This is a genomic window from Agrobacterium sp. GW821-FHT14E08 (assembly GCF_058803865.1).
On the sequence record NZ_JBXAPJ010000001.1, the window covers coordinates 1,607,055 to 1,631,447 of the forward strand.

The 24,393-nt window shown below is 59.9% G+C and carries 22 protein-coding genes; 12 read left to right on the forward strand and 10 right to left on the reverse strand.

Features of this window, described 5'->3' with window-relative positions:
- Positions 1 to 107: 107 nt before the first annotated feature.
- The 3 genes from AC1ROR_RS08025 to AC1ROR_RS08035 form a co-directional block, all read right to left on the reverse strand.
- Positions 108 to 647 (reverse strand): lytic transglycosylase domain-containing protein, encoded by a 540-nt coding sequence (locus AC1ROR_RS08025; protein WP_137037967.1) that lies wholly within the window; start codon positions 645 to 647, stop codon positions 108 to 110.
- Positions 648 to 894: 247 nt separating this feature from the next.
- On the reverse strand, positions 895 to 1,662 hold the full coding sequence (locus AC1ROR_RS08030; protein ID WP_498589076.1) for an N-acetylmuramoyl-L-alanine amidase: 768 nt from the start codon (positions 1,660 to 1,662) through the stop codon (positions 895 to 897).
- A complete protein-coding gene (locus AC1ROR_RS08035; RefSeq protein ID WP_035220735.1) occupies positions 1,659 to 2,399 on the reverse strand; it encodes a J domain-containing protein in 741 nt (246 codons plus the stop codon). Before AC1ROR_RS08035 ends, AC1ROR_RS08030 begins: the two co-directional genes overlap by 4 nt.
- 318 nt (positions 2,400 to 2,717) lie before the next feature.
- Here AC1ROR_RS08035 and AC1ROR_RS08040 point away from each other — a divergent pair, with 318 nt between their 5' ends.
- The 7 genes from AC1ROR_RS08040 to AC1ROR_RS08070 all read left to right on the forward strand — a co-directional run bounded on the left by AC1ROR_RS08040 (position 2,718) and on the right by AC1ROR_RS08070 (position 10,525).
- Entirely contained in the window at positions 2,718 to 3,929 is a 1,212-nt protein-coding gene (locus AC1ROR_RS08040; RefSeq protein ID WP_035220422.1) for a pyrophosphate--fructose-6-phosphate 1-phosphotransferase, read from the forward strand.
- A 51-nt stretch (positions 3,930 to 3,980) separates the two neighbouring features.
- The gene (locus AC1ROR_RS08045; protein ID WP_498589077.1) at positions 3,981 to 4,616 is read left to right on the forward strand and encodes a LysE family translocator; all 636 of its coding nucleotides are present in this window, start codon (positions 3,981 to 3,983) and stop codon (positions 4,614 to 4,616) included.
- Between the two features lie 136 nt (positions 4,617 to 4,752).
- The gene (locus tag AC1ROR_RS08050) at positions 4,753 to 5,841 is read left to right on the forward strand and encodes a transglycosylase SLT domain-containing protein (protein ID WP_498589078.1); all 1,089 of its coding nucleotides are present in this window, start codon (positions 4,753 to 4,755) and stop codon (positions 5,839 to 5,841) included.
- Positions 5,842 to 6,179: 338 nt separating this feature from the next.
- A complete protein-coding gene (locus AC1ROR_RS08055; protein WP_498589079.1) occupies positions 6,180 to 7,430 on the forward strand; it encodes a BtaA family protein in 1,251 nt (416 codons plus the stop codon).
- On the forward strand, positions 7,427 to 8,143 hold the full coding sequence (locus AC1ROR_RS08060) for a class I SAM-dependent methyltransferase (protein WP_498589080.1): 717 nt from the start codon (positions 7,427 to 7,429) through the stop codon (positions 8,141 to 8,143). The genes AC1ROR_RS08055 and AC1ROR_RS08060 overlap by 4 nt, the downstream gene beginning before the upstream one ends.
- Positions 8,144 to 8,395: 252 nt before the next feature.
- Positions 8,396 to 9,175, forward strand: a complete 780-nt coding sequence (locus AC1ROR_RS08065; RefSeq protein WP_498589081.1) for a glycoside hydrolase family 25 protein — start codon at positions 8,396 to 8,398, stop codon at positions 9,173 to 9,175.
- 123 nt (positions 9,176 to 9,298) lie between these two features.
- Positions 9,299 to 10,525: a lytic murein transglycosylase gene (locus AC1ROR_RS08070; protein ID WP_080835225.1), complete on the forward strand. Its 1,227-nt coding sequence runs from the start codon at positions 9,299 to 9,301 to the stop codon at positions 10,523 to 10,525.
- A 464-nt stretch (positions 10,526 to 10,989) separates the two neighbouring features.
- Here AC1ROR_RS08070 and metF read toward each other — a convergent pair whose 3' ends face one another.
- From metF to ettA, 3 genes are all read right to left on the reverse strand, one after another.
- A complete protein-coding gene (gene metF, locus AC1ROR_RS08075; RefSeq protein ID WP_498589082.1) occupies positions 10,990 to 11,883 on the reverse strand; it encodes a methylenetetrahydrofolate reductase [NAD(P)H] in 894 nt (297 codons plus the stop codon).
- Position 11,884: 1 nt separating this feature from the next.
- Positions 11,885 to 12,898: an ArsR/SmtB family transcription factor gene (locus AC1ROR_RS08080; protein WP_035220401.1), complete on the reverse strand. Its 1,014-nt coding sequence runs from the start codon at positions 12,896 to 12,898 to the stop codon at positions 11,885 to 11,887.
- A gap of 159 nt (positions 12,899 to 13,057) precedes the next feature.
- The gene (ettA, locus tag AC1ROR_RS08085) at positions 13,058 to 14,707 is read right to left on the reverse strand and encodes an energy-dependent translational throttle protein EttA (protein ID WP_035220398.1); all 1,650 of its coding nucleotides are present in this window, start codon (positions 14,705 to 14,707) and stop codon (positions 13,058 to 13,060) included.
- A 127-nt stretch (positions 14,708 to 14,834) separates the two neighbouring features.
- Between ettA and AC1ROR_RS08090 the strand changes: the two genes are divergently transcribed.
- The 4 genes from AC1ROR_RS08090 (at position 14,835) to AC1ROR_RS08105 (ending at position 19,584) form a co-directional block, all read left to right on the forward strand.
- Positions 14,835 to 15,800, forward strand: coding sequence for an alpha/beta fold hydrolase (locus AC1ROR_RS08090; RefSeq protein ID WP_498589083.1), 966 nt, complete (start codon positions 14,835 to 14,837; stop codon positions 15,798 to 15,800).
- A gap of 100 nt (positions 15,801 to 15,900) precedes the next feature.
- On the forward strand, positions 15,901 to 17,103 hold the full coding sequence (gene caiB / locus AC1ROR_RS08095; protein ID WP_498589084.1) for a succinate--glutarate CoA-transferase: 1,203 nt from the start codon (positions 15,901 to 15,903) through the stop codon (positions 17,101 to 17,103).
- Positions 17,100 to 18,764: a thiamine pyrophosphate-binding protein gene (locus tag AC1ROR_RS08100; RefSeq protein ID WP_498589085.1), complete on the forward strand. Its 1,665-nt coding sequence runs from the start codon at positions 17,100 to 17,102 to the stop codon at positions 18,762 to 18,764. The genes caiB and AC1ROR_RS08100 overlap by 4 nt, the downstream gene beginning before the upstream one ends.
- A gap of 67 nt (positions 18,765 to 18,831) precedes the next feature.
- Positions 18,832 to 19,584, forward strand: a complete 753-nt coding sequence (locus AC1ROR_RS08105) for a HugZ family pyridoxamine 5'-phosphate oxidase (protein WP_498589086.1) — start codon at positions 18,832 to 18,834, stop codon at positions 19,582 to 19,584.
- Between the two features lie 281 nt (positions 19,585 to 19,865).
- On the opposite strand, the gene AC1ROR_RS08110 is transcribed toward AC1ROR_RS08105, so the two are convergent.
- The 3 genes from AC1ROR_RS08110 to AC1ROR_RS08120 form a co-directional block, all read right to left on the reverse strand.
- Positions 19,866 to 20,207, reverse strand: a complete 342-nt coding sequence (locus AC1ROR_RS08110) for a RidA family protein (protein WP_142169187.1) — start codon at positions 20,205 to 20,207, stop codon at positions 19,866 to 19,868.
- Positions 20,208 to 20,255: 48 nt separating this feature from the next.
- A complete protein-coding gene (locus tag AC1ROR_RS08115; RefSeq protein ID WP_003494827.1) occupies positions 20,256 to 20,594 on the reverse strand; it encodes a protein tyrosine phosphatase family protein in 339 nt (112 codons plus the stop codon).
- Between the two features lie 117 nt (positions 20,595 to 20,711).
- Complete coding sequence (locus tag AC1ROR_RS08120) at positions 20,712 to 21,545, reverse strand: aldose 1-epimerase family protein (RefSeq protein ID WP_498589087.1); 834 nt, start codon at positions 21,543 to 21,545, stop codon at positions 20,712 to 20,714.
- A gap of 156 nt (positions 21,546 to 21,701) precedes the next feature.
- On the opposite strand from AC1ROR_RS08120, the gene AC1ROR_RS08125 reads away from it, so the two are divergent.
- Complete coding sequence (locus tag AC1ROR_RS08125) at positions 21,702 to 23,093, forward strand: L,D-transpeptidase family protein (protein ID WP_035220382.1); 1,392 nt, start codon at positions 21,702 to 21,704, stop codon at positions 23,091 to 23,093.
- Between the two features lie 65 nt (positions 23,094 to 23,158).
- Here the strand turns inward: AC1ROR_RS08125 and AC1ROR_RS08130 are convergent, their stop codons facing one another.
- Complete coding sequence (locus AC1ROR_RS08130; protein WP_498589088.1) at positions 23,159 to 24,364, reverse strand: MFS transporter; 1,206 nt, start codon at positions 24,362 to 24,364, stop codon at positions 23,159 to 23,161.
- Between the last annotated feature and the right edge of the window lie 29 nt (positions 24,365 to 24,393).

Genomic DNA, 24,393 nt, shown 5'->3' on the forward strand with positions numbered 1-24,393 from the left:
ATTTATTCCTGACTACAGCATGCGGGCATGAACCGGAATCGATTTCCGCAAGTCCGAAGCACGTGGCGCGCGAATCTGAAAGATTGCGGCGGGCTTAGGCAAAGACCTCAGCTGGCCAGAAGCGCCTGCACCTTGCCGCAATAACGCTTGGACACCGGGTTCATGCGCGTGGCGCCATGGCCGGCATTGTAACGCAGGATCGTGCTGCAAACCTCGCCGCCGCCAAGCTGATGGGCGGTCGCCAGATATTGCATGCCCCAGCGAATATTGGTCTCGGGATCATAAAGAGCCTTGGTCGTACCGCGAAAGCCCATCATGCGCGCCGTTGCCGGCTTGATCTGCATCAGCCCGACCTCGCCTGCGCTGCCGCGGGCCTTGGGATTGAACTTGCTTTCCACAGAAACCACCGCATGCGCCAGATTGGTGGGAACGCCGTAACGCTTGGCATATTTGACGATCAGATCGGAATAATCATTCTTGAGCGACGAAGGCAGGTTCTTTTCCGGAATGGGATAACCGGGTTTGCGGAAGAAGGTCTCCAGCGTCACGGTCTTGGTCTTGACGTCCTCGTCTTTGGCAAAAGCAATCCCCGCCTGCGAAACGAGCATAGCAACGCCCGCTGCGACAGCAACAAAAACTCTGTTCATATGCTGAAAAAGTCTCCAGATCGGATAACCGGAACAATGAAACGATACAAATGTCCAGCGTGCGGAAAGTCGATCACGACCTTCCGGAGTCCAGTCTCCTTGATTGATATTGACGGTAAGTTCCCCTGAAGAACAGCACCGCGTCCAGTGCTGCTCTTAGACTTCCTCAATGCGGATTAACTGTGGCACGACAAAAAAAGCGACTTGAAGGACCCGAAAGCAGGGAACTATTTTCCAGGATTCGCGTTTAAGCGGCGGAAAATTTCGGCAGGCTGGCAATCAACCGGTGAAGCGTGTCGATGGTGGAAAAATCCGCGATGCCATCCACCAGCGCCGGGCGGAAATGCCGCTGGAAGGCGGCCACGGCACCCTCCGTCTTCTCGCAATAAGCGCCTGTTATTTCAACGCCGTATCCGTATATGGACAGCATCGATTGCAACGCTTCCACCGGCTGGCCATGATCGCCGCGCTGGAAAAAGCGTCCGCCGCGGATCGGCGCGGGTTCCACCCAATGGCCGACACCGTGCTGCGACAGGATGTCCCACGGAAACTTTTCACCCGGATCGACCTTGCGGATCGGCGCTACATCCGAATGCGCAAGCACCCTTTCAGGGGCGATATTCCAGCGCTGGCCGCAATCGCGACACAATTCGATGACGGCGGCCACCTGTTTTTCCGGAAATTCCGGCAGTCCGCCGGGATGGCCCTGATTGGCGATTTCGATGCCGATGGAGCGGGAATTGATGTCTTCATCGCCCGCCCAGGTACTTTTGCCCGCATGCCAGGCACGGCGGGCTTCAGGAACCATCTGAATGACGCGCCCGTCCTCGAAGACGAAATAATGGCTGGAGACCTGGCTTTCGGGATTGCAGAGCCACGAAAGAGCGCCATCGGCGGTCGTCATGCCGGTATAATGCAGGAGAATGATATCCGGGCCTGCCACGCCCTGTCTTTCGCCATGGTTGGGCGAAGGCGCAACGGCTGCGCCCTTGAAGTCCGGCAGAAATTCACTCATGCGACGCGGCGTTCTTTCTCGATGGCCGCATAGGCGGCATTGAGAGCCGCCATACGCTCATTCGCGGCGGCATGCAATTCCATCGGCACGCCGCGTGCGATGAGCTTGTCCGGATGATGCTCGGCGACCAGCGAACGGTAACGCTTGCGAATATCCAGAAAGTCGTCCGAGGGCGAAACGCCGAGCACGCGGTAGGGATCGCGCCCATCCATGTGAACGTGCCGCGCCATGATCGTTTCGAAGTGATCTTCGGTGATATGGAAGATTTCCGCGATACGGCCTAGGAAAGCCAGCTCCCGCTCGTGGATCAGCCCGTCAGCCTTGGCGATGTGGAACAGACCGTCGATGACGCTTTCCAGCATCTCGCAATTGTCATGGCCGGAACCGCACAGACCGGCAAGACGCTCGGCATAGGCTTCATAACCGGCAACGTCCTGTCGCGCGAGATTATAAAGACGCGCGACGTTTCTCGCCTCTTCTTCGGGAAAGTCGAAAATCTGCCGGAAAGCGCGCACCTCGGCATCGTTGACGACACCATCGGCCTTCGCCATCTTTGCGGAGAGTGCAATGATTGCAACCGAGAATGAAACCTTGCGGCGGGTCTCCGGATCTCCCTCGAAGAGGGTGCGGATAGCTTCCACCACGCGTCCGAGCGCGCCACCTGCCGCGTCGCCGATTGCGCCGAGCAGTCGCTCCCACAGGGATGAAATTTGCAGACAGGCGAAATCGAACATCATGACGCCAAGCATGACGGCATATCGCCGTGAATGCAATATGTCCGGCAACGCCGCGGCATTAACTTTTATTCATCTTTGCGACAGTTCTGCTTCAGGAACAAGAGCGCGGCAAACGACGCGACCTCGGTTTTCCACAGGCTGCCAGGACACGGCGCCTGCGATGCGGATTGAAACGATTATATTCGGCCTCTTTCCTCAAGCCGCTGAAAAACCGCGAGAAATCGGCGTTTTTCTTGATAAATTCACTTTACACCTACACGCTGCTGTCGCATCCATTTGCCAGACATGTCTTTGGATTTATGCAAAAGGAGAGCCATGATGGCCAAACAGAAAGTCGCAATGCTGACCGCGGGTGGCCTTGCTCCCTGTCTCTCTTCCGCCGTTGGCGGCCTGATCGAGCGCTACAGCGACATTGCGCCTGAGATCGACATCGTGGCCTATCGCTCCGGTTATCAGGGCGTGCTTCTGGGCGATCGCATCGAGATCACCAGAGACATGCGCGAAAAGGCGCATCTGCTGCACCGTTATGGCGGTTCGCCGATCGGCAACAGCCGTGTCAAGCTGACCAATGCCGCCGATTGCGCCAAGCGCGGTTTGGTCAAGGAAGGCGAAAATCCACTGCGCGTGGCCGCTGAACGGCTGGCCGCTGACGGCATCACCATTCTTCACACCATCGGCGGCGACGACACCAATACGACGGCCGCTGACCTTGCCGCCTACCTCGGCGCGAATGGTTACAACCTCACCGTCGTCGGCCTGCCAAAGACGGTGGACAATGATGTCGTGCCGATCAGGCAGTCCCTCGGCGCCTGGACTGCTGCGGAAGTCGGCGCTTCGTTCTTTGACAATGTCAGCAACGAACAGAGCGCTGCCCCGAAAACCTTTGTCATCCACGAAGTCATGGGCCGCCATTGCGGCTGGCTGACGGCGGCAACCGCCCGCGCCTATATCCAGAAGACCAGCGGCAATGACTATGTCGAAGGCCTGATGATGAACACGCAGATGAAGAACATCGACGGCATCTACCTGCCGGAAATGGCCTTCGACATCGAGGCGGAGGCCGAGCGCCTCAAGGAGATCATGGACAGGCACGGCTATGTCACGCTGTTCGTTTCCGAAGGTGCGGGCCTTGATTCGATTGTTGCCGAGCGCGAAGCCTCCGGCGAAGCGGTCAAGCGCGATGCCTTCGGTCACGTGAAGATCGACACCATCAATGTCGGCGGCTGGTTCCAGAAGCAATTCGCCAGCCTTATCGGCGCGGAACGCTCCATGGTGCAGAAGTCAGGCTATTTCGCCCGCTCCGCCCCCGCCAATGGCGATGATCTGCGCCTCATCCAGGGCATGGTCGATCTCGCCGTCGAAAGCGCGCTCAACAAGGTCTCCGGCGTCACCGGTCATGATGAAGACCAGAACGGCAAATTGCGGACCATCGAGTTTCCGCGTATCAAGGGCGGAAAGCATTTCGACCTTTCTGCAAAATGGTTTACCGAAGTGATGGAACACGTCGGTCAACCGTTCACAGCAGCCTAATTTTACGATAGGCTAATTAATGCGGTGACAGGGAGGGCAAGGAGGAAGAGAATGTCTGGACAGGCCTGGCTGATTTTTTGTGCAGCATGTGCCGTTGTGTTCGCACTTCCCTCTCCCCTTGTATTCTCTGTCGCTTCCTATGCCTGCGTCCGCGGCAGGAAAACGATCCTCGCCTCCGTCAGCGGCGGAGCGCTCGGTATCGTCACGGCCATGACGATTTCGGCCATTCCCGTGGCCGGGCTGGCTTATTTACCGCAATCCTTTCTCGACATCGTTCAATGGGCCGGTATCGGCTGGCTGATGCTGTTCCTGTTATGGACCTTTGCCACGCCGGCCGCACAGGCCGCCAATGCCGATAACGACAACCTGCCTGGCAAATCATGGAGCGGTATTTTCCGTGACTCTTACGCCATTGCTGCGTTGCGCCCGCGCTATTTCGCCCTGTTTCTGGCGCTCTTGCCCCAGTTTGTTTCGACGTCCGGCAATGCCATCGAAACATTCGCCACCGCGCAGGCCGTAATCCTGGTGATGGCCATTGTCGTTCTGGCGGTGCAGGCGCTGTTTTTCGGCTCCACGCTGGCACTGGTGCGCCGCATGTCCGGCAATAAAAAAATCCGGCCGAAATACCGCACCCACTTCATTTCCGGCCGCGCCGTCAGCGCCGGATACAGGCGAATCGCGGCCTGAAAAACCGCCTGAAAACCGGGGTGCCACGTCCCGGCTTGCCGCTATCCTTACAATAGGTTAATGAAGGCTCGACGGGACACTGCCTGCTTCGCTTGACGCGGGGGTATCGAGAGACAGGCATAACGAAGGCGGCAACATGCGAAATTCGGGCAAATTCCGCGGAAGAAGCGCAGTTCTTCTGTCTTCCACCGTGGGCCTCGCACTGGCATTGGCTGGATGCACAAGTGTCGAATATACCGCCAAGGAAGGGCCGGATGGCCCGAAAATCGCGGCAGTAAACCCCACTGCCACTCCTGCACAGGCATCGACTCAGCCGATAACGGCCGACACGGCAGCAGGCGTGACGCCCGCCGTACCGGCAACACAGACGGCAGACACCGCAACCGCTCCACAAGCCGCTACGCTTCCCACCGCCGTCGCCGTCAAGGGCGGCCGCGTGGCCCTGCCGCCGGCTTCTGAAATCGCCGCAGCGGCGGCAATCGCCGCCCAGATGCAGCCGCAACAGCAACCGGCAGAGATGGCGCAGGCGACCGTGACGACATCCGCGCCGACCACGGCCGCAGCTCTCGCACCGCATGCCACGACACCGGCAGCCGCCGCCATCGAGACAGCCGGAGCCGCAGCGCAAACGCCGGCCCACAACGCCGCCGCCGATCTGCCCCAGGTCGTCGCCGTCAAGGGCAGCTTCCCACCCGCGCCGCCACCACCCGGCACACCGTCAATCGGCACCGAGCTGACGGCTGAACGCAAGGTCATTCCGCTGCCGAAACCTGACAGCACGGTTCTCGCTTATGCCGCCGGCCCCACCAACGCCGCCCTTGCCGCCATCCGGCAGAATGAAACGGTAACGGCGCCCCTCAAATCGGCACCTGCCGGACGCGAAAAGCTGAGCGGGCTGATTTCGAAATATGCGGTGATGTATAATGTGCCGGAAGATCTGGTGCACCGCGTGGTCCAGCGTGAAAGCATGTACAATCCCGGCGCCTATAATGGCGGACACTTCGGCCTGATGCAGATCAAGCATGCCACAGCCCGCTCCATGGGTTTTGATGGCCCCGCTTCCGGCCTGTTCGATGCCGAAACGAACCTCAAATATGCCGTCAAATATCTGCGTGGCGCATGGCTGGTGGCCGACAGCAACCGCGACAATGCGGTTCGGCTTTATGCACGCGGTTATTATTACGACGCCAAGCGCAAGGGCATGCTGCACGTTCTGCGCAAGTGATTGCCTCCGACTATGCTCGGAACCCTGAGGCGAAGCGGCTTTTCTGAAAACACGCCGGGCACTTTTCTTTCGTCATCCTCGGGCTTGTCCCGAGGATCCAAGCACGTCGAAAAATCAATCCGCTGCAGATCATCGGGACAAGCCCGAGGATGATGTCCGCGTGATTGGTGTCACTCGCCTTCCATCTGACGAAGCCACTCTTCTTTGCTGTCCGGCTCGGGGCGGCACGGATTGGCTCCCATCGTCTTTTCGATTCCTTGCCCCAGCCCACAGCCCCTGTCATCAAACTGTAGCGTCACGGCTGTAGACGCCTCTCAATCGACTGAGAGGTGGAACATATGACGAGTGCGGCACCCAAGACCGGCTTCAGCAAAAACACGAAACTGAAGTCCGCACTGCTCCAGCACAAGGCACTCTCGAAAAGCGGTCTCTCCGAACGATTCTTCGGCGTTCTCTTTTCCGGCCTCGTTTATCCGCAGATCTGGGAAGACCCGGAAATCGACATGGAAGCGATGGAGCTTGGCGAAGGCCACCGCATCGTCACCATCGGTTCGGGTGGCTGCAACATGCTGGCCTATCTCTCCCGCAACCCGGCAAGCATCGATGTGGTGGATCTGAACCCGCATCACATCGCTCTCAACAAGCTGAAGCTGGCCGCCTTCCGCCACCTGCCCGCGCATCAGGACGTCGTGCGCCAGTTCGGACGCGCCAATACGCGCAGCAACAGCCGTGGCTATGACCGCTTCATCGCCGAGCATCTCGACGACACCACCAAGGCCTACTGGTCGAAGCGCACGCTGTCCGGCCGTCGCCGCATCGCGGTCTTCGACAGGAACATCTACCGTACCGGCCTGCTGGGCCGTTTTATCGGCGCCGGCCACCTGATGGCGCGCCTGCACGGCGTCAAGCTCACGGAAATGGCCCAAAGCCGCTCGATTGCCGAACAGCGCCAGTTTTTCGACAGCAAGGTTGCGCCCCTGTTCGACAAGCCGGTGGTACGCTGGCTGACAAAGCGCAAAAGCTCGCTTTTCGGTCTCGGCATTCCGCCCCGGCAATATGACGAACTGGCAAGCCTTTCGAACGATGGCACAGTTGCCTCCGTGCTCAAGGAGCGGCTGGAAAAGCTCGCCTGCAACTTCCCGCTCAGCGACAATTATTTCGCCTGGCAGGCCTTCGCACGCCGATATCCGGAGCCGCATGAAGGCGCCCTGCCCGCCTATCTCAAGCCGGAATATTACGAGACGATCCGCAACAACACCGCCCGCGTCGCTGTCCATCACGCCACCTATACCGAGCTTCTTTCCAGGAAGCCGGCAAGCGCCGTTGATCGCTATATCCTCCTCGACGCGCAGGACTGGATGACGGATGTGCAGCTCAACGAATTGTGGTCGCAGATCAGCCGCACCGCCGCTCCCGGTGCGCGCGTCATCTTCCGCACAGCCGCCGAAAAGAGTGTCATCGAAGGCCGGCTTTCTGCCGATATCCGCAACCAGTGGGTCTATCTCGAAAAGCGCTCCCAGGAGCTGAACGTCATGGACCGCTCGGCCATCTATGGCGGTTTCCATATCTATCAGAGGGCCATGGCATGAAAACCGTCGGCGAGAATGTGAGCCTTGCAGATGAAGCCCATGCGGGCCTGATGGACCGCATGTACCGCCACCAGCGGCATATCTACGACATTACCCGCAAATATTATCTTCTGGGCCGTGACCGAACCATTTCGAGCCTGGACGTGCCGAAAGGCGGCACATTGCTCGAAGTTGGCTGCGGCACCGGCCGTAACCTGCTTCTGGCCAGCCGCAAGTTTCCGCAGGCGAGACTGTTCGGCCTCGATATTTCCTCGGAAATGCTGCTGACCGCATCCGAGAATTTTGCCGGCAAGGCGGCACGCCCCGTTCTGCGCGTGGCCGACGCCACCGCCTTCCGCGCCGCCGAATTCGGCGAGCCCGATGGTTTCGACCGCGTCATGATCCCCTATGCGCTGTCGATGATACCGGATTGGGAAAAGGCGATTGAACAGGCGCTTACCGCGCTCAAGCCCGGCGGTTCCCTGCACATCGTCGATTTCGGCCAGCAGGAACAATTGCCGAAGTGGTTCCGCTCGCTGTTGCAGGCATGGCTCACCCGTTTTCACGTCACGCCCCGCGCCAATCTTCGCTACGTCCTCGCCAATATGGCCGGCCGCTTTGACGGCAATCTCGAATTCGAAGAGATCGCCCGGGGTTATGCCTGGCGGGCCGTCATCACGCTCCCGGTCGCAGAAACACAGCCGAAAATCAGCCGCATCCTCGCCGACGCCTGATTCTCCTAGGAAATTTCCGCACCTCCGTTAGAGCAGGCGTGGCGCTGCCAAGGCGGCTCCGAATGTCGAGCGCCTTGCTGTCTTTGCAGCCAGAGAAGCCCAAATCGCTTCAAAACCAGCGGCTTGCGGAGCCGAAAAGGGCCATTGCCCCTTGCCATATCAGTTTGTTTACCATGTTATGAGTAAATCGGGAGATGCGCCGCGCCATTTTGCGGTTGCGGGATGGGCAACAACACTTTCATCAGGGTTCCAATGCGGCTGCGTTTATCGGCACTACTGTCGGCTTTGCTGTTGATCGGCGGCTGCACGTCCACGAGCTACGACCTGCTTGAAACCGCGTCCGTTTCCAAGCCGAAATTCGCCGATACAGACCCGCAGGATTTCGGCATGAACAACCCGCACCGCCATGAGGTGCACGGCATCGACGTCTCCAAATGGAATGGCGATGTCGATTGGCGCACCGTGCGCAAATCCGGGGTCTCCTTCGTCTTCATCAAGGCGACGGAAGGGTCCGACCGTATCGATCCCAAATTCGGTGACCATTGGCGCAACGCCGCAGCGGCAGACATCCTGCACGCGCCCTATCATTTCTATTATTTCTGCTCGACGGCGGACGCGCAGGCCGACTGGTTCATCAGCAACGTGCCGAAGGAAGCCGTCACGCTGCCTCCGGTTCTCGACGTGGAGTGGAACCCCTCCTCTCCAACCTGCAAGACACGCCCGGCACCGAATGTCGTTCGCGCCGAGATGCAGCGTTTCCTCGACCGCCTTGAGGCCCATTACGGCAAGCGCCCGATCATCTATACCTCGGTTGACTTCCACCGCGACAATCTCGTCGGCCAGTTCAAAAATTACCATTTCTGGGTGCGCTCCGTCGCGGCCCATCCGGCAAAAATCTACGAAGACCGGCAATGGGCCTTCTGGCAATATACGGCCACCGGTGTCGTGCCGGGCGTCAACGGCCCCACAGACATCAATGTTTTTGCCGGCACGGAGAAAAATTGGCGCAAATGGATCGCTTCCGCTAAATAAACACGGCCAAGAAGCAACACATTCGAAAAATCGGCGTTGTTCTGCAACGTCAGATCGCTCGGTCCGTTTTTTTGTCGCAAACATATGGGTAAAGCGGGCCAGCAACCTATTGAGGAAATTCCCATGCCCACGTTCCGGTCGCGCAGCATCCTTTTTGCCGCCGCTCTCTCCCTTCTGTCTTCCAGCTCGGCTTTCGCCACGCCACCCGTTGCCTCGCCTGAGGATCCCAAGCAGGTGGCCTGCGGCGGTGATCTCGGCGCATTTCTCGAGGGCGTGAAAGCAGATGCCGCGGCCAAGGGCATTCCAGCCGACGCCATTCAGAAGGCACTTGCCGGCGCGCAGATCGATCCCAAGGTGCTTTCGCGTGACCGCGCCCAGGGCGTCTTCCGCCAGACCTTCCTGGAATTCTCCCAGCGCACCGTCAGCCAGGCCCGTCTCGATATCGGCCGCAAGAAGCTTCAGGAACTGTCATCGACCTTTGCCCGTGCCGAAAACGAATTCGGCGTACCGGCCGGCGTCATCGCCGCCTTCTGGGCCATGGAAACCGATTTCGGCGCCGTTCAGGGTGATTTCAACACCCGCAACGCGCTGGTGACCCTGTCGCATGATTGCCGCCGCCCGGAACTCTTCCGCCCGCAGCTGCTGGCGCTGATCGAAATGGTCCAGCACGGCGATCTCGATCCCGCCGCCAATACCGGCGCATGGGCCGGTGAAATCGGTCAGGTACAGATGCTGCCCAAGGACATCATCGCTTTCGGCGTCGATGGCGATGGCGACGGCCACATCAACGTCAAGAGCAGCGGGCCGGATGCGATCCTGACCGCCGCAAAGTTCATCCAGCATCTCGGCTTCAAGAAGGGTGAGCCCTGGATCCAGGAAGTCTCCGTACCGGAAAACCTGCCCTGGGAAAAATCCGGCCTCGGCGGTCCGCTCACCGCCGGCGACTGGTTCGCACTGGGCGTCACCCCGCGCGACGGCAACAGGAATTTTGCCGCCCTGCCCGCAGCCCTCATCATGCCGCAGGGACGCAAGGGACCGACCTTCATCACCTATCCGAATTTCAACATCTATCTGGAATGGAACCAGTCGTTCATCTACACGACCTCCGCCGCCTATTTTGCCACCCGCCTGATGGGCTCCCCCGTCTACAACAAGGGTAATCCAGAGCCCGGCTTCGATGACGCGACCATGAAGGAGCTTCAGACCAAGCTCGAAGCGCGCGGCCACAATGTCGGCAAGGTGGATGGCATCCTCGGCTCCGGCACCCGTGTCGCCATCCAGAAGGAACAGCAGCGCCTCGGCATCCCCGCGGATGGCTGGCCGTCGACTGCCCTTCTGCAGGCGCTTTAACCTGTCTTAACGTCCCATACCGGCCCTTAATCTATCGGCCGGAATCAGGGCGAAATCGTTAATCTCGACCGGATGACTGGGGATAACACCCCGGTCATTTACTTTTTTTAAAGATATGAAGCACTGCGTGATGGGAAAATAAATATTTATTTTCAATAGCTTGCAGAGATTACTTTTTTACCCCGCCGCAAACCGTGCTGCACCGCATCACAGAAACCGCTTTTCAACTGCCACAAAACGGTCATATTATCGAACCTGTCAACAACAGGAGGCACCCATGGGACTTACAAAATCTCTCAATGCCTTGGCAGTCGGTTTGGCGTTTTTGTTCGTAGCGATGATGCTTTTCATCTAACGAGACGTGAAGACCAAACGCAATTAAGAACCGTAGATGACACGAATTTAAAAAGCGCAGGCCCCACGGGACCTGCGCTTTTTTCATGTCTGTAATCTGCTGGGTGAAATCAGGCTGCGCTGCGGCGCAGACGCTCCAGACCGAGATTTTCAAGCACCGCATCGACCAACGGCGCGCGGTTCATGGTGTAGAGATGGAATTCGTTGACACCGCGCCGCTGCAGATCGGCGATCTGCTCGGCAGCGACCTCAGCGGCCACACGGGCGCGCCCTTCAATGTCATCGTCATAGCCTTCGAAACGCTCATCCAGGAAGCCGGGAACACTCGTACCGCAGCGGCCGGCGAAACGCTTGAGCTGGGTGAGGTTCTGGATCGGCATGATGCCCGGAACAACCGGAATGGTGATGCCCGCAGCCGTCACCCGCTCCATATAGCGTTCGAACACGTCGTTATCGAAGAAGAACTGTGTCAGCGCCCGGGTCGCGCCATTGTCCGCCTTGCGCTTCAGCATGTCGATATCAACAGCCTCGCTTGCACTTTCCGGATGCTTCTCCGGATAGGCCGATACGGAAATCTCGAAATCGCCGATCTCGCGCAGGCCCTTCACCAGAGCCGCAGCGTTCTCGTAACCTTCCGGATGCGGCTTGTAGGCCGTGCCGATGCCGGTGGAGGGGTCGCCACGCAGCGCCACGAAATGGCGAACGCCGGCATTGCGAAACTCTTCAATGACCTGATGCACGTCGTCACGGCTGGCATCCACGCAGGTCAGATGCGCAGCGGTCGACAGATGGCTGTCACCGATCATCCGCCGCACCGCATCCAGCGTCGGCGCCTTGGTGGAACCACCGGCGCCATAGGTGACGGACACGAAATCCGGATTCCATTTTTTAAGCTCTGCGACCGTTTCCCAGAGGTGGGTTTCCATCTCGGGATTCTTGGGCGGAAAAAATTCGAAAGATAACCGGATATCGCCATTTTGGCGCGCGGTTTCCGACCTCAACATATCATGCCCTCCCGGCAGCAAGTAAAACGGCCTCTTGCACCACATCGTCTGCCATCAGCAGCCGCTGGTCACGGGCAACCCAAATCGTAACATCCAGTGCTTCATCGGACGCTTTTTCAGAATGAAGATCGACAGCGCGCTCCAGAGAAAGCCCGGCCTTCTTCAGCCACTCTTCCATCAGCGGATGCGAAAAGCCCAGCCGCACATGCGCATGCTCGTCACGCAGATATTCAAAGGAATGCGGTGCCAGATCGATAACAATCAGCCGCCCGCCCGGACGCAGCATGCGCGCGGCTTCGGAAAGCGCAATCTCCGGCTGATCGAGGAAATGCAGAACCTGATGGATGACGATCAGATCGAAATCCTGGCCTTCCAGCGGCAGATTGAGAATATCGCCATGGCGCACGGATGCATTGACCACGCCCGCCTTGTCGAGATTGGCACGCGCCACCGAAAGCATGTCGCGGCTGGCATCAACACCGATCGCCCGGCGATAGATGCCGCTCAGAAGCTGCAGAATGCGCCCGGTGCCGGTGCCGAGATCGAGAAGCGAATCGATGGGCGTCGTGCCCACCAGCTTCAGGAGCGCACCTTCCACGGCCTCGTCGCTGACATGCAGGCGGCGCAACTCGTCCCAGGCGGAGGCGTTGCGGCTGAAATAATCCTGCGCCCGCTCCGCCCGTACCCGCTTGACGGTGGCAAGCCGCTCGCTGTCGCGCTGGAGAACGGCATCGGAGGGCGATGCGGCGCCAAGCAGCTGCCGGACAACAATGGCGGGCTCACCATCCTGCCGCAAACGGAAATAGGCCCAGGCACCTTCCTGATAACGCTCGATCAGCCCCTCTTCCGTCAAAAGCTTGAGGTGACGGGAAATGCGCGGCTGCGACTGGCCGAGAATTTCGGTAAGATCGGTGACAGTCAGATCGCCGGCCGCCAAAAGCGCCAGCAAGCGAAAGCGCGTGGGCTCACCCGCCGCCTTCAGAAGATCCACCAATTTGTCCAGACCGAACGCCACTCTGCCGCGCCTCGCAAGCTAATCAAGATATAAAGATATCTTTATGTCGATGTGGCGTTCGATGCAAGCGTAAAGTGTCGTTGGACACGATCATGTCTACTTATTACACGGAAAAAGGCCCGCTTTGCGGCGGGCCTTTCTGAGAGATCTGGAAAGGGATCAGCGCGTCAGGCGCTTGTAGCTCACCCGGCCGGGCTTGATGCTTTCCGGGCCGAGGCGGCGGACCTTGTCCTTTTCGTAGTCTTCGAAGTTGCCTTCGAACCATTCCACATGGCTGTCACCCTCGAAAGCGAGGATGTGGGTGGCCAGGCGGTCGAGGAACATGCGGTCGTGGCTGATGATAACGGCGCAACCGGCGAAGGCTTCCAGCGCTTCTTCGAGCGCTGCCAGCGTTTCCGTATCAAGGTCGTTGGTCGGTTCGTCGAGCAGCAGAACGTTGCCGCCGGCCTTCAGCATCTTGGCGAGGTGCACGCGGTTACGCTGACCACCCGAGAGATTGCCGACCTTCTGCTGCTGATCGCCACCCTTGAAGTTGAAGGCGCCGCAATAGGCGCGTGAGTTCACTTCGAACTTGCCAAGCTTGATGATGTCGTTACCGCCGGAGATTTCCTCCCAGACGGTCTTGTCACCCGCCAGCGTATCGCGGCTCTGGTCGACATAACCGAGCTGAACCGTCTCGCCAACCGTGACCGAACCGCTATCGGGCTTTTCCTGACCGGTGATCATCTTGAACAGCGTGGACTTACCCGCACCGTTCGGACCGATGACGCCGACAATGCCGCCGGGCGGCAGCTTGAACGAAAGGTTTTCGATAAGCACGCGGTCGCCATAGGACTTGGTGAGGTTCTCGGCCTCGATGACCACGCGGCCGAGACGCTCGGCAACCGGAATGACGATCTGCGCATCGCCGGGACGGCGGTTTTCCGCTGCTTCCACCAGCTCGTCATAGGCCTTGATACGTGCCTTGGATTTCGTCTGGCGTGCCTTCGGGCTGGAGGCGATCCATTCGCTTTCGCGGCTGATGGCCTTCTGGCGCGATGCGTCTTCACGGGCTTCCTGCTGCATGCGCTTGGCTTTCGCCTGCAGGTAAGCGGAGTAATTACCTTCGTAAGGAATGCCGCGGCCACGGTCGAGCTCGAGAATCCAGCCCGTGACGTTGTCGAGGAAGTAGCGGTCGTGGGTGATCATCATCACGGCGCCGGGATAATCGCGCAGGTGCTTTTCAAGCCAGGCGATGGTTTCCGCGTCAAGGTGGTTGGTCGGTTCGTCGAGCAGCAGTAGGTCCGGCTGCGACAGCAGCAGACGGCAGAGCGCCACACGGCGGCGTTCACCACCCGAGAGACCGGTTACGGCCGAGTCGCCGGGGGGGCAACGCAGCGCGTCCATGGCCATCTCGACCTGGTTTTCGAGGTCCCAGAGATTCTGGCTGTCAATGATGTCCTGAAGCTTCGCGCCCTCATCCGCCGTTTCGTCGGAATAGTTCATCATCAATTCGTTGTAGCGGTCGACGATGGCCGTTTTGCTCGCCACGCCTTCCATGACGTTTTCCATCACGGTCTTGTTTTCGTCGAGCTTCGGCTCCTGCTCGAGATAACCGAGCGTCGCGCCTTCGGCCAGCCAGGCCTCACCGGTATATTCCTTGTCGAGACCGGCCATGATTTTCAGAACAGTCGACTTACCGGCACCGTTCGGGCCGAGGATACCGATCTTGGCGTCGGGGTAGAAGGAGAGATGAACGTTCTCCAGAACCTTCTTCGCGCCATAGGCCTTGTTCAGCCCGGCCATGTGATAGATGAATTGACGTGCCATTGTAGCGAATGCTCCACATCGGATTTTTAAGAGTACGTATCGGGAAATTTGCCGCTATGTAGGGTAAATAGGACCTTGGGGCAACCTCTGGCACGATTATGACCCCATGATTATGACAAGGGACATTATGGCAGGCGCGATAACGAACGACACGACGGACGACTTCGCCTTCGGCCGGATTGAAAGGCTGGAGGCCCCCTCCGGCGCTTCCATCGCCTTTCGCCACCAGCCCTCCGCTCTTACCCCGGCGCGCGGCGTGCTGATGATCTGCCATGGGCTTGTGGACCATGCCGGGCGTTATCGCCGTCTTGCCGACGTCATGTCGAAGCAGGGCTTTGAAGTCTATGCGCACGATCACCGTGGCCATGGCCGCACGAAGGCTGCCGACGCGCCTCTCGGTCGTTTCGCCTGGAAAGACGGAGCAGGCAAGGTCGTCGCCGATGTCATGGCGATGCGGCGGATGGTCGGCGAAAGACATCCCGGCCTGCCGGTAATCCTGTTCGGCCATTCCATGGGCGGCCTCGTGGCGCTTAACACCGCCGTCAGTCACCCGGATGCCTTCGATGGCCTCTCCATCTGGAATTCCAATCTCAATCCCGGCTTCATGGGCCGTGTCGCGCAGGTTCTGCTGCGGCTGGAAAAAATGCTGAAAGGCTCGGATGTGCCGAGCGCCATTCTGCCGAAGGCAACCTTCCGCGTATGGAATGCGAAAATGCCGGAAAAACGCACCCATGCGGACTGGCTGAGCCACGACAGGGCGGCGGTGGACGCCTATGTGGAAGACCCGCTCTGCCAGTTCGAGGCGAGCGTTTCCCTGTGGCAGGATGTCTTCGAACTCTCCTATCGCGCACCAAAACTCATCGAGCGCCTGCCAAAAGCCTTGCCGCTTCTGCTCGTCAGCGGCGACCAGGACGCGGCGACCAATGACGGCAAAGAGATCGTCTGGCTGGCGGAGCGTTTCCGCGAGGCGGGTTTCAGCCATGTCGAGCACACGATCTACAAGGGCATGCGGCACGAGACGCTCAACGAAATCGGCTGGCAACCCGTCGCGGCGGATTTTGCCGCCTGGTGCGGCCGCATCGTCGGCGATTGAGGGGCCTTTGCCGAAACGGAATAAGTCCATGAGATAAAATCACATGCGGCGGGGCAAGCAGCGGTCTATAAACCGGCAGACACAAAATACCGGGGGACCGATGACCGACATGCCGAACAGGAAACCGCCGCTATCAGGCATTCGCGTCATCGAGCTGGCGCGTGTTCTGGCCGGTCCCTGGGCTGGGCAGATGCTGGCCGATATGGGTGCTGACGTTATCAAGGTCGAAAACCCCGAGGGCGGCGACGATACCCGCGCATGGGGACCGCCCTTCGTCGAAAGCGATGATGGAGAAAACCTCTCCGCCGCCTATTACCACGCCACCAATCGCGGCAAACGCTCCATCGTCGCCGATCTGAAAACGCCCGAGGGCTGCGAGCTGGTGCGCCGGCTGGTGCGCACCGCCGATGTCGTCATCGAGAACTTCAAGCACGGCGGGCTTGCCAAATATGGCCTCGACTACGAGAGCCTGAGAGTGCTCAATCCGAAACTGATCTATTGCTCCATCACCGGCTTCGGCCAGACCGGGCCTTATGCCGATCTCGCCGGATATGATTATATCGTGCAGGGCATGTCCGGCTTCATGTCTATCACGGGCGAAGCGGATGGCCAGCCGATGAAGGCGGGCGTGGCGGTTGCCGATATTTTCACCGGCATCTATTCCGTGTCAGCCATTCAGGCGGCGCTGATCCACGCCATCCGCACCGGCGAAGGCCAGCATATCGACATGGCGCTTCTCGATGTGCAATCGGCCGTGCTCGCCAACCAGAACATGAATTACCTGATTTCCGGCAAGCCGCCCGTTCGGCTCGGCAACGCCCACCCGAATATTTCCCCCTATGAGGTGGTGCCGACGGCCGATGGTTTCCTGATCCTTGCGGTCGGCAATGACGGCCAGTTCCGCCGCCTCTGCACCATTCTCGGCATCGGCGCGATTGCCGATGACGAACGTTACGCGACGAACAAGGCTCGCGTGGCCCACAAAACGGAAGTCCGGCAGATCGTTTCCACCGAAACGCTGAAATGGCAGAAGCGCGATCTTCTGACCGCCTGCGAAAAGAACGCCGTCCCCGCCGGGCCGATCAATTCCATCGAGGAAATGTTCGCCGACCCGCAGGTGAAAGCCCGTGGTCTTCGCGTCGATCTGGAGGCGGAAGACGGCACCGTCATCCCCGGTGTCCGCACACCCATTATCATGTCGCAAACGCCGCTGCGCTATGAACGCCCGAGCCCCAAGCTCGGCGAACATCAGGCGCAGGTGCTGGCCGAACTGGAAAACATCGAAAGGACCACGACGCCATGACTGCAGCCGGAATGAAAAGAACAGGCGGGCAATTGATCGTCGAAGCGCTGAAGGCCAATGGCGTCTCCCGCGTTTCCTGCGTTCCGGGCGAAAGCTATCTCGCCGTGCTGGATGCGCTTTATGAAAGCGGCATCGAAACCGTGGTTTGCCGCCAGGAAGGCGGCGCCGCCATGATGGCCGACACCTGGGGTCGGCTGACCGGCGAACCCGGCATCTGCATGGTGACCCGCGGACCGGGCGCAACCAACGCCTCGGCCGGGTTGCACATCGCAAGGCAGGATTCCATTCCGATGATCCTCTTCATCGGCCAGGTGCAGCGCGAAGCGCGTGAGCGCGAGGCGTTTCAGGAAGTGGAATATCGCCGCGCCTTCACCGAATTCGCCAAATGGGTGGGCGAGATCGACGATGCGCGCCGCATCCCCGAATTCGTCACCCGCGCCTTCGCCGTCGCCACCTCCGGCCGCCCCGGCCCGGTGGTGCTGACCCTGCCCGAAGACATGCTGGTGGAAGAGGTCGAAGCGCCCAAGGCAAAGCCCTATACTCCTGTCGAGGCGCATCCCGGTCCGTCACAGATGGCCGCCTTCGCAAAAATGCTTGATGAGGCGAAGCGCCCGGTCTTCATCATCGGCGGCACGCGCTGGTCCGAGGAAAGCGTGGCGAGCTTCAGGGCATTTGCCGAAAACAACAAGCTGCCCGTCGGCTGTTCCTTCCGCCGCCAGATGCTGTTCGATCATCTGAGCCCCTCTTATGCGGGCGATGTCGGCATTGGCATCAACCCGGCGCTGGCCAAGGAGATCAAGGAGGCCGATCTCGTGGTGCTTCTCGGTGGCCGCCTCTCCGAAATGCCGTCTTCCGGTTATACGCTGCTCGACATCCCCTACCCGTCGCAGAAACTCGTCCATATCTATCCGGAAGCCGAAGAGCTTGGCCGCGTCTATCGACCGGATCTGGCGATATGCGCCGCACCGGATGACTTTGTTGCCGCCCTCTCCTCGCTTACGCTTTCCGCAAATGCATGGGCGGATCGCACCGCCGCGATGCATGCGGCCTATGTCAGCTGGTCTACGCCGCCGAAGACCGGCCCCGGCGCTGTGCAGATGGGTCCGATCATGGACTGGATCGAGGCCAATGTGCCCGAGGATGCGATCTTCACCAATGGCGCCGGCAACTATGCCACCTGGGTCCATCGCTTCCACCGTTTCCGTCGCTTCAACACGCAATCGGCCCCGACATCAGGCTCGATGGGTTACGGCCTGCCGGCGGCGGTCGCGGCCAAGCACCTTTTCCCGGAGCGTGAGGTGATCTGCTTTGCCGGCGACGGCTGTTTCATGATGCATGGGCAGGAATTCATCACCGCCGTGCGGTACGGCCTGCCGATCATCACGGTACTGGTCAATAACGGCACTTACGGCACGATCCGCATGCATCAGGAGCGCGAATATCCCGGCCGTGTCAGCGGCACCGATCTCGTCAATCCGGATTTCAACGCCTTTGCCAAAGCTTATGGCGGCCACGGCGAAACGGTGGAAAGAACGCAAGACTTCGCCGCCGCCTTCGAACGGGCCCGTGCAAGCGGCAAGCCGGCCATCATCGAGGTGAAGCTGGATGCCGAAGCGATCACGCCGACGCGCACCCTGACGCAGATCAGGACCGGAAGCTGATATTACGCATGGACACGGCTCCGGCATGGTGTAAATCCTGACTGAAACTCACAGCTTAGGAAACGACATGCCGGATGCAGTTTCTCCCGTCATCACCGCGCGCGGCGCGAAAATCGAACCTTCAGCGGGTGCGCCTTTCGAGGCCGTGCGCGTGGCCCGCGATGTGCTGCACACATCCCGAACGGCGGCGCTTGCGACGCTCGATCCCGTCAGTGGTTATCCCTATACGACCGCAACCAATATCGGCATCGAGCCGGATGGCACGCCGTTCTTCTTCGCGGCGGGGCTGACACTGCATGCCCGCAACATGGAGGCGGACGCGCGCATCTCGCTGACGCTCGCCCCCTTCGGCAAGGGCGATGCGCTGACGCTGCCGCGGCTGACACTGGTGGGCAAGGCGGAACAAATCGGCCCGGATGACGTGCCGCTCGCCATCGCACGCTACATTGCCCGCTACCCCAAAGCGAAACTTTATCTCTCCCTTCCCGACACGCGGCTTTACCGGCTGCGGACGGAAGGCGTGCAGATCAATGGCGGCCCGGCCCGCAATGCCAGCAACATCACCCCGGCCGATCTGCGCACCGATCTGTCAGGCGCAGACGAACTGATGGCGGCGGCGGAAGGCCAAGCCATCCGCCTTAACGCCATCAAGGGCGAAGCGGCCCGGCTTGCTGTTCTCGCCGGCGCGAAGACTGGCCGCTGGACGATCACCTCCATCGACCCTGAGGGCATCGATCTCGCCTCGGCGAGCGATCTGGCCAGGCTGTGGTTTGCGGAGCGGGTGACGACGTTGAAGCAGTTTGAGAAGGCGCTTGCTTAGCCGGTGAGGTGACGGACGCAAGCGATTCAAAAAAAATGAAAATTGCTTCTACTTGGCATTTTGTGGCCATGTCGCCACGCCGCGCCGTCACCCCGGACTAGATCCGGGGTCCAGCGCGATCAAGTCCTTGATCGCGAAAGACTCTCTTCACGGCGCAGACGCGCCGTGGCTGGATGCCGGGTCAAGCCCGGCATGACGAGGAGGGTTTTGGCCCCATCCCATCAAAAAAGGCCGGGCCGCTTTCCGCGACCCGGCCCTTTCTTAAAAACTCAGACGGATGCTCAGAGAGCAGCGGTCACGATGAACTCGACCTTGTAATCCGGCGTTGCCAATGGTGCACCGCTGGTGGCGCGTGCCGGCGGGTTTGCCGGGTCGATCCAGCCTTCCCAGACGGCATTCATTTCGCCGAAGGTGGACATGTCGGAGAGGTAGATGATCGTCTGCAGGATCTTCGACTTGTCCGAACCGGCAGCAGCCAGCAGGCGGTCGACTTCAGCGAGAGCAGACTTGCTCTGTTCCGTAACGCTCTTGCCTTCGCCAACCTGGCCGGCCAGATAAACGGTGTTGCCGTGAACGACGGCGCCGCTCATGCGCTTGCCCGGCTCGATACGCTTGATGGTCATGGAAAACTCCTGTTGATTGGCATTTAAAATAGAATGACGCGCGGAAAATCAGCCGCGCAGGTGATGGGTCTTTTCGTAGATCGCCGTCGAGCGCGCGCCGGAACGGCAATAGCCGAGCATCGGGCGCTGCAATTCGTCCAGTGCATCCACCATACCGGTAACGGCATCAGCATCGACGCCATAGCGGCCAACCGGCACATGCATAATGGTAAGGCCAAGCTGTTCGGCACGCTCGGCAATATCGGCGAAAAGCGGCTGGCCGTCTTCTTCGCCGTCAGGGCGGTGGCAGACGATCGACTTGAAGCCGAGCGCCTTGATCTCGTCGAGATCGGCGACGCTGATCTGTCCCGTTACCGAATATTCGTCGTCTATGCGCCTGATATCCATGTCATGCCTCCGCTGAAACCGGCGTCCGCGCCGCTGGCTGTCACCCTTGAAATCCGCATCCGATGTAAGCGGTCAAACCCCGTGCGTCAATGATGGCGCGCCGTCATTCGCTACAGTTCAGAGGATGGAAAAGCGCAGGCCGAAGGAACGGCTTTCGCCCGGCTGGAGAATATTGAACTCGCCGGAAGCCTCAAGCTCCCCGCGCCCCACCCAGCGATGCGAAACCGGCTCGATGCCGAGCACATTGGCCGGTGCCTGCTGGTTGCGCCACATCTGCAGATAGGGCAGCGTTTCCGTACGAAAACGCACGGTCAGCGTCTTCCCGCCAATGGCCGCAATCGGTCCGAGCGCGAGCGACGCCCACTCGTCATCATCGGCTGAAACGCAGAAAACATTGCCCGGCTCCTCGCCGAAACGCCAGCCGTGGCCGCCACCGTCCAACATCGCGCCTTCAAGCCGCACGGCATCGTCGAAGAGGCGTGCGCCGATATTCATATGATACATAAGAAACACCGGGATCGGCCGCGCCGAGGTGTTGACGATCTTATCATCGAGGCTGACTTCGCCGCTTTCCCCGTCGATGCGCCATGTCCGTTCCAGAAGGGCCGTGCCGCCATCGGCAAGCTTCACGGGAACCTCGACGCGCGCCAATGCATTGGACTCATGAACATCGAACGCGATGATCGTCGCGGGATGCGAGGAAAAGGATCCATGCAGCGGATATCGACGCCCCTCACCGTCGCCATTGATCGGTTCGGGATGGCGGATATGATCGGGACCGCAGGTGAACAGAAAGCCTTCCAGCGAGTGGTCGATGCGTGCATCGCCATCGTCGGGAATGGCGCGGCCGGGCGCGATGTCGATACCATCGACGACGCAGGAGCCGATATCGAAAACGGAGGTTTCGTCGAGGAAAATGCGCGGCGATCTGCCAGCCTGAAACGAACGCAAGAAAACCTCCCTGTGGCAGTAAAAACGCATGAATCACGGAAACGCTACTAGTCGTGACGGAAATTAAGATTGCATTAACCGCGAATTCACCTTTTTCACAATAGGGTCAAGATTGCGGTGTGTTTATCGGTGAACGAAGCAAGGGATAGCAGAATCGTGAAACAGTTTCTTAACGCAGCTCTGGGTCTGACAGTCGCGGTAGTGGCGGTTTTCGCCCCGCTACAGGCTGGCGCGCAGCAGCGTTATGGCGATCAGCAGACAATGCTGGTGACCCCTGATGGTCGCGTGCTCGACTTCATGCCCGAACGCGGGGATATCGTCATCAGCCGCGATGCGATGGGACGCACGGTGTTTTACGACCAGTACGGCAATCTCCTGGCCACCGAAATGCCTTCCGGCTATCAGCAACGGCAGCAGCAGGTGCGCCAGCGCGACACCACCTATTATCCGCCTGCTCCCGGCGGCCAATATCGTGAGCCGCAACGCGACTACGGTTATCAGGACAATGGCAGCGTGCGCGATTACCGCGAATATCGCGGCGATGGTTCCGACGACAATTTCTACACCGGCTCCGTTCCCGCACCCGGTGCAGTGGAAAGCGGCCCGCTCGGCCAGCCGATGCCGGGCGAAAGCACAACGGCCGCCGTTCCTCAGCCCGAACATCTGATCGAGCGCCACACCCCTGTTACCACGCCGGTCAACCGCTCCCGCCAGGAGATCGTCGCGCTTCAGACCTTCCTTGACCGTGAAGGCATTTCGCCGGGCGTTATCGACGGCAAGATGGGCGACAACGTCAACAAGGCCATTGCCGCCTGGCAGGACATGACCGGCGAAAAGCTCGACCCGAACAATTCCGATGACATTCTGGAACGCCTGCGCTCTTCCGGCGGCATGCCGATCGTCGACTACACAATCACCGCCGCCGATGCCGCCGGCCCCTATGTCGCCTCCATCCCGGACGACTACGCCGAAAAATCGCAGCTGCCTGCCCTCTCCTTCACCTCGACGTCGGAAGCGCTCGCCGAACGCTTCCACATGGATGAAAACTATCTGAAGGAACTGAACCCCGGGATCGATTTCTCCGTGCCCGGCACCATCATCAAGGTCGTCAATCCGGGCGAGACAAAAAAGGGACAGGTGGCCCGCATCGTCGCCCATAAGGGCATCAAGCAGGTCTTCGCTTACGGTCAGGACGGCAACCTCATCGCCGCCTATCCGGCCACCATTGGTTCCACGGATACGCCCTCGCCGAGCGGCACGCACACGGTGGAGCGCATCGCGCTCAATCCCGGCTACACCTATAATCCGAAGATCAACTTCAAGCAGGGCCAGAACGACAAGATCCTGCAAATCCCGCCGGGTCCGAACGGCCCGGTCGGCACGGTCTGGATCGCGCTGTCGAAGCCGACTTACGGCATTCACGGCACGCCGGAACCCTCGAAGATCGGCAAGACCAACAGCCACGGCTGTATCCGCCTGACCAACTGGGATGCGACCGAACTGGCAAAAATGGTCCGCCCCGGCGTCGTGGTCGAATTCGCGGAATAGGATCGACCGAAAGAAAAAGAAAAAGCCCGGCGGTTTGTCCGCCGGGCTTTTTCTTTGTTGGAATTTCAGCCGCGCTTTTCCGTGAGGAAATATAGAAGGGCGGCCACCGGCAAGGCGAAACCGATCCACGAGGCAGCTTGCCACTCACCCACCGCATAGGCCCAGCCGCCGACGGCAGAGCCGATCGCGCCGCCCATGAAAAACGTCGCCATGTAAACGCCGTTCAGGCGGCTGCGGAATTCCGCTCCCAATGTGAAGATGGCGCGCTGGCCAAGCACCAGATTGGTGGTAACGCCGAAATCCAGAACGATCGCCGCGATCACCAGAATTGCAAGGGCAAGATGCGATCCTTCAGGCGCAAGATGCGTGACGGCGAATGACAGCGCCACCGCCACCAATGCCAGGAAAGTCGCCGCATAGGTCCAGCCCCGATCCGCCATTCGCCCCGCAATCGGTGCAGCGACCGTGCCTGCCGCCCCGGCTAACGCAAACAGTGCGATTTCACCCTGGCTGAGATTGAAATGCGGCCCGCTCAGATAAAGCGGCGTCGTGGTCCAGAACAGGCTGAAGGCGGCGAACAGGAAGGCGTGATAGATTGCCCGCCGCCGCAGGATCGGCGTGTGGAGGGCAAGCCTGCCCATGGAGGCCATCAGGGAACCATAACCCAGCCTTGCCTCCGGCATCCGCGGTGGAAGAAGCCGGAAGAGCACAATGGCAAGGATCGCCATGACACCGGCCGATGTGAGGAAAACACCCCGCCAGGAAACGACTTCCGAGAGCAGGCTGGAAACCGGCCTCGCCAGCATGATGCCGGCCATCAGCCCGCTCATGACATTGCCGACCACCCGCCCGCGAATGGCGTGCGGCGCCATGTGGGCTGCATAGGGAACAATGACCTGCACCGCCACGGAACTGACGCCGACCAGAAATGCGGCAATCAGAAACGGCGCGGCATGCGGGGCGAATGCCGCCGCCACAAGCGAGAGCACAGCCATGGAGACAGCACTGACAACCAGCTTACGATTTTCCACGAGATCGCCAAGCGGCACCACGAACAGCAGGCCGACACCGTAACCGATCTGCGTCAGGGTCACGATCAGACCAGTCGCGCCGGCAGAAAGGCCGAGCTCCCCGCTGATGATGCCGGCAAGCGGCTGGCCATAATAAAGATTGGCCGCAATCAATCCGCAGGCGGTTGCCAGCAAAAAAGTAAGGGCCGGGGAAATGGATGTTTCGTAAACATCCTCCCCATCAACGACACGCGACGTCATCATTTTCTCCAATATGGAAACGAATGTTT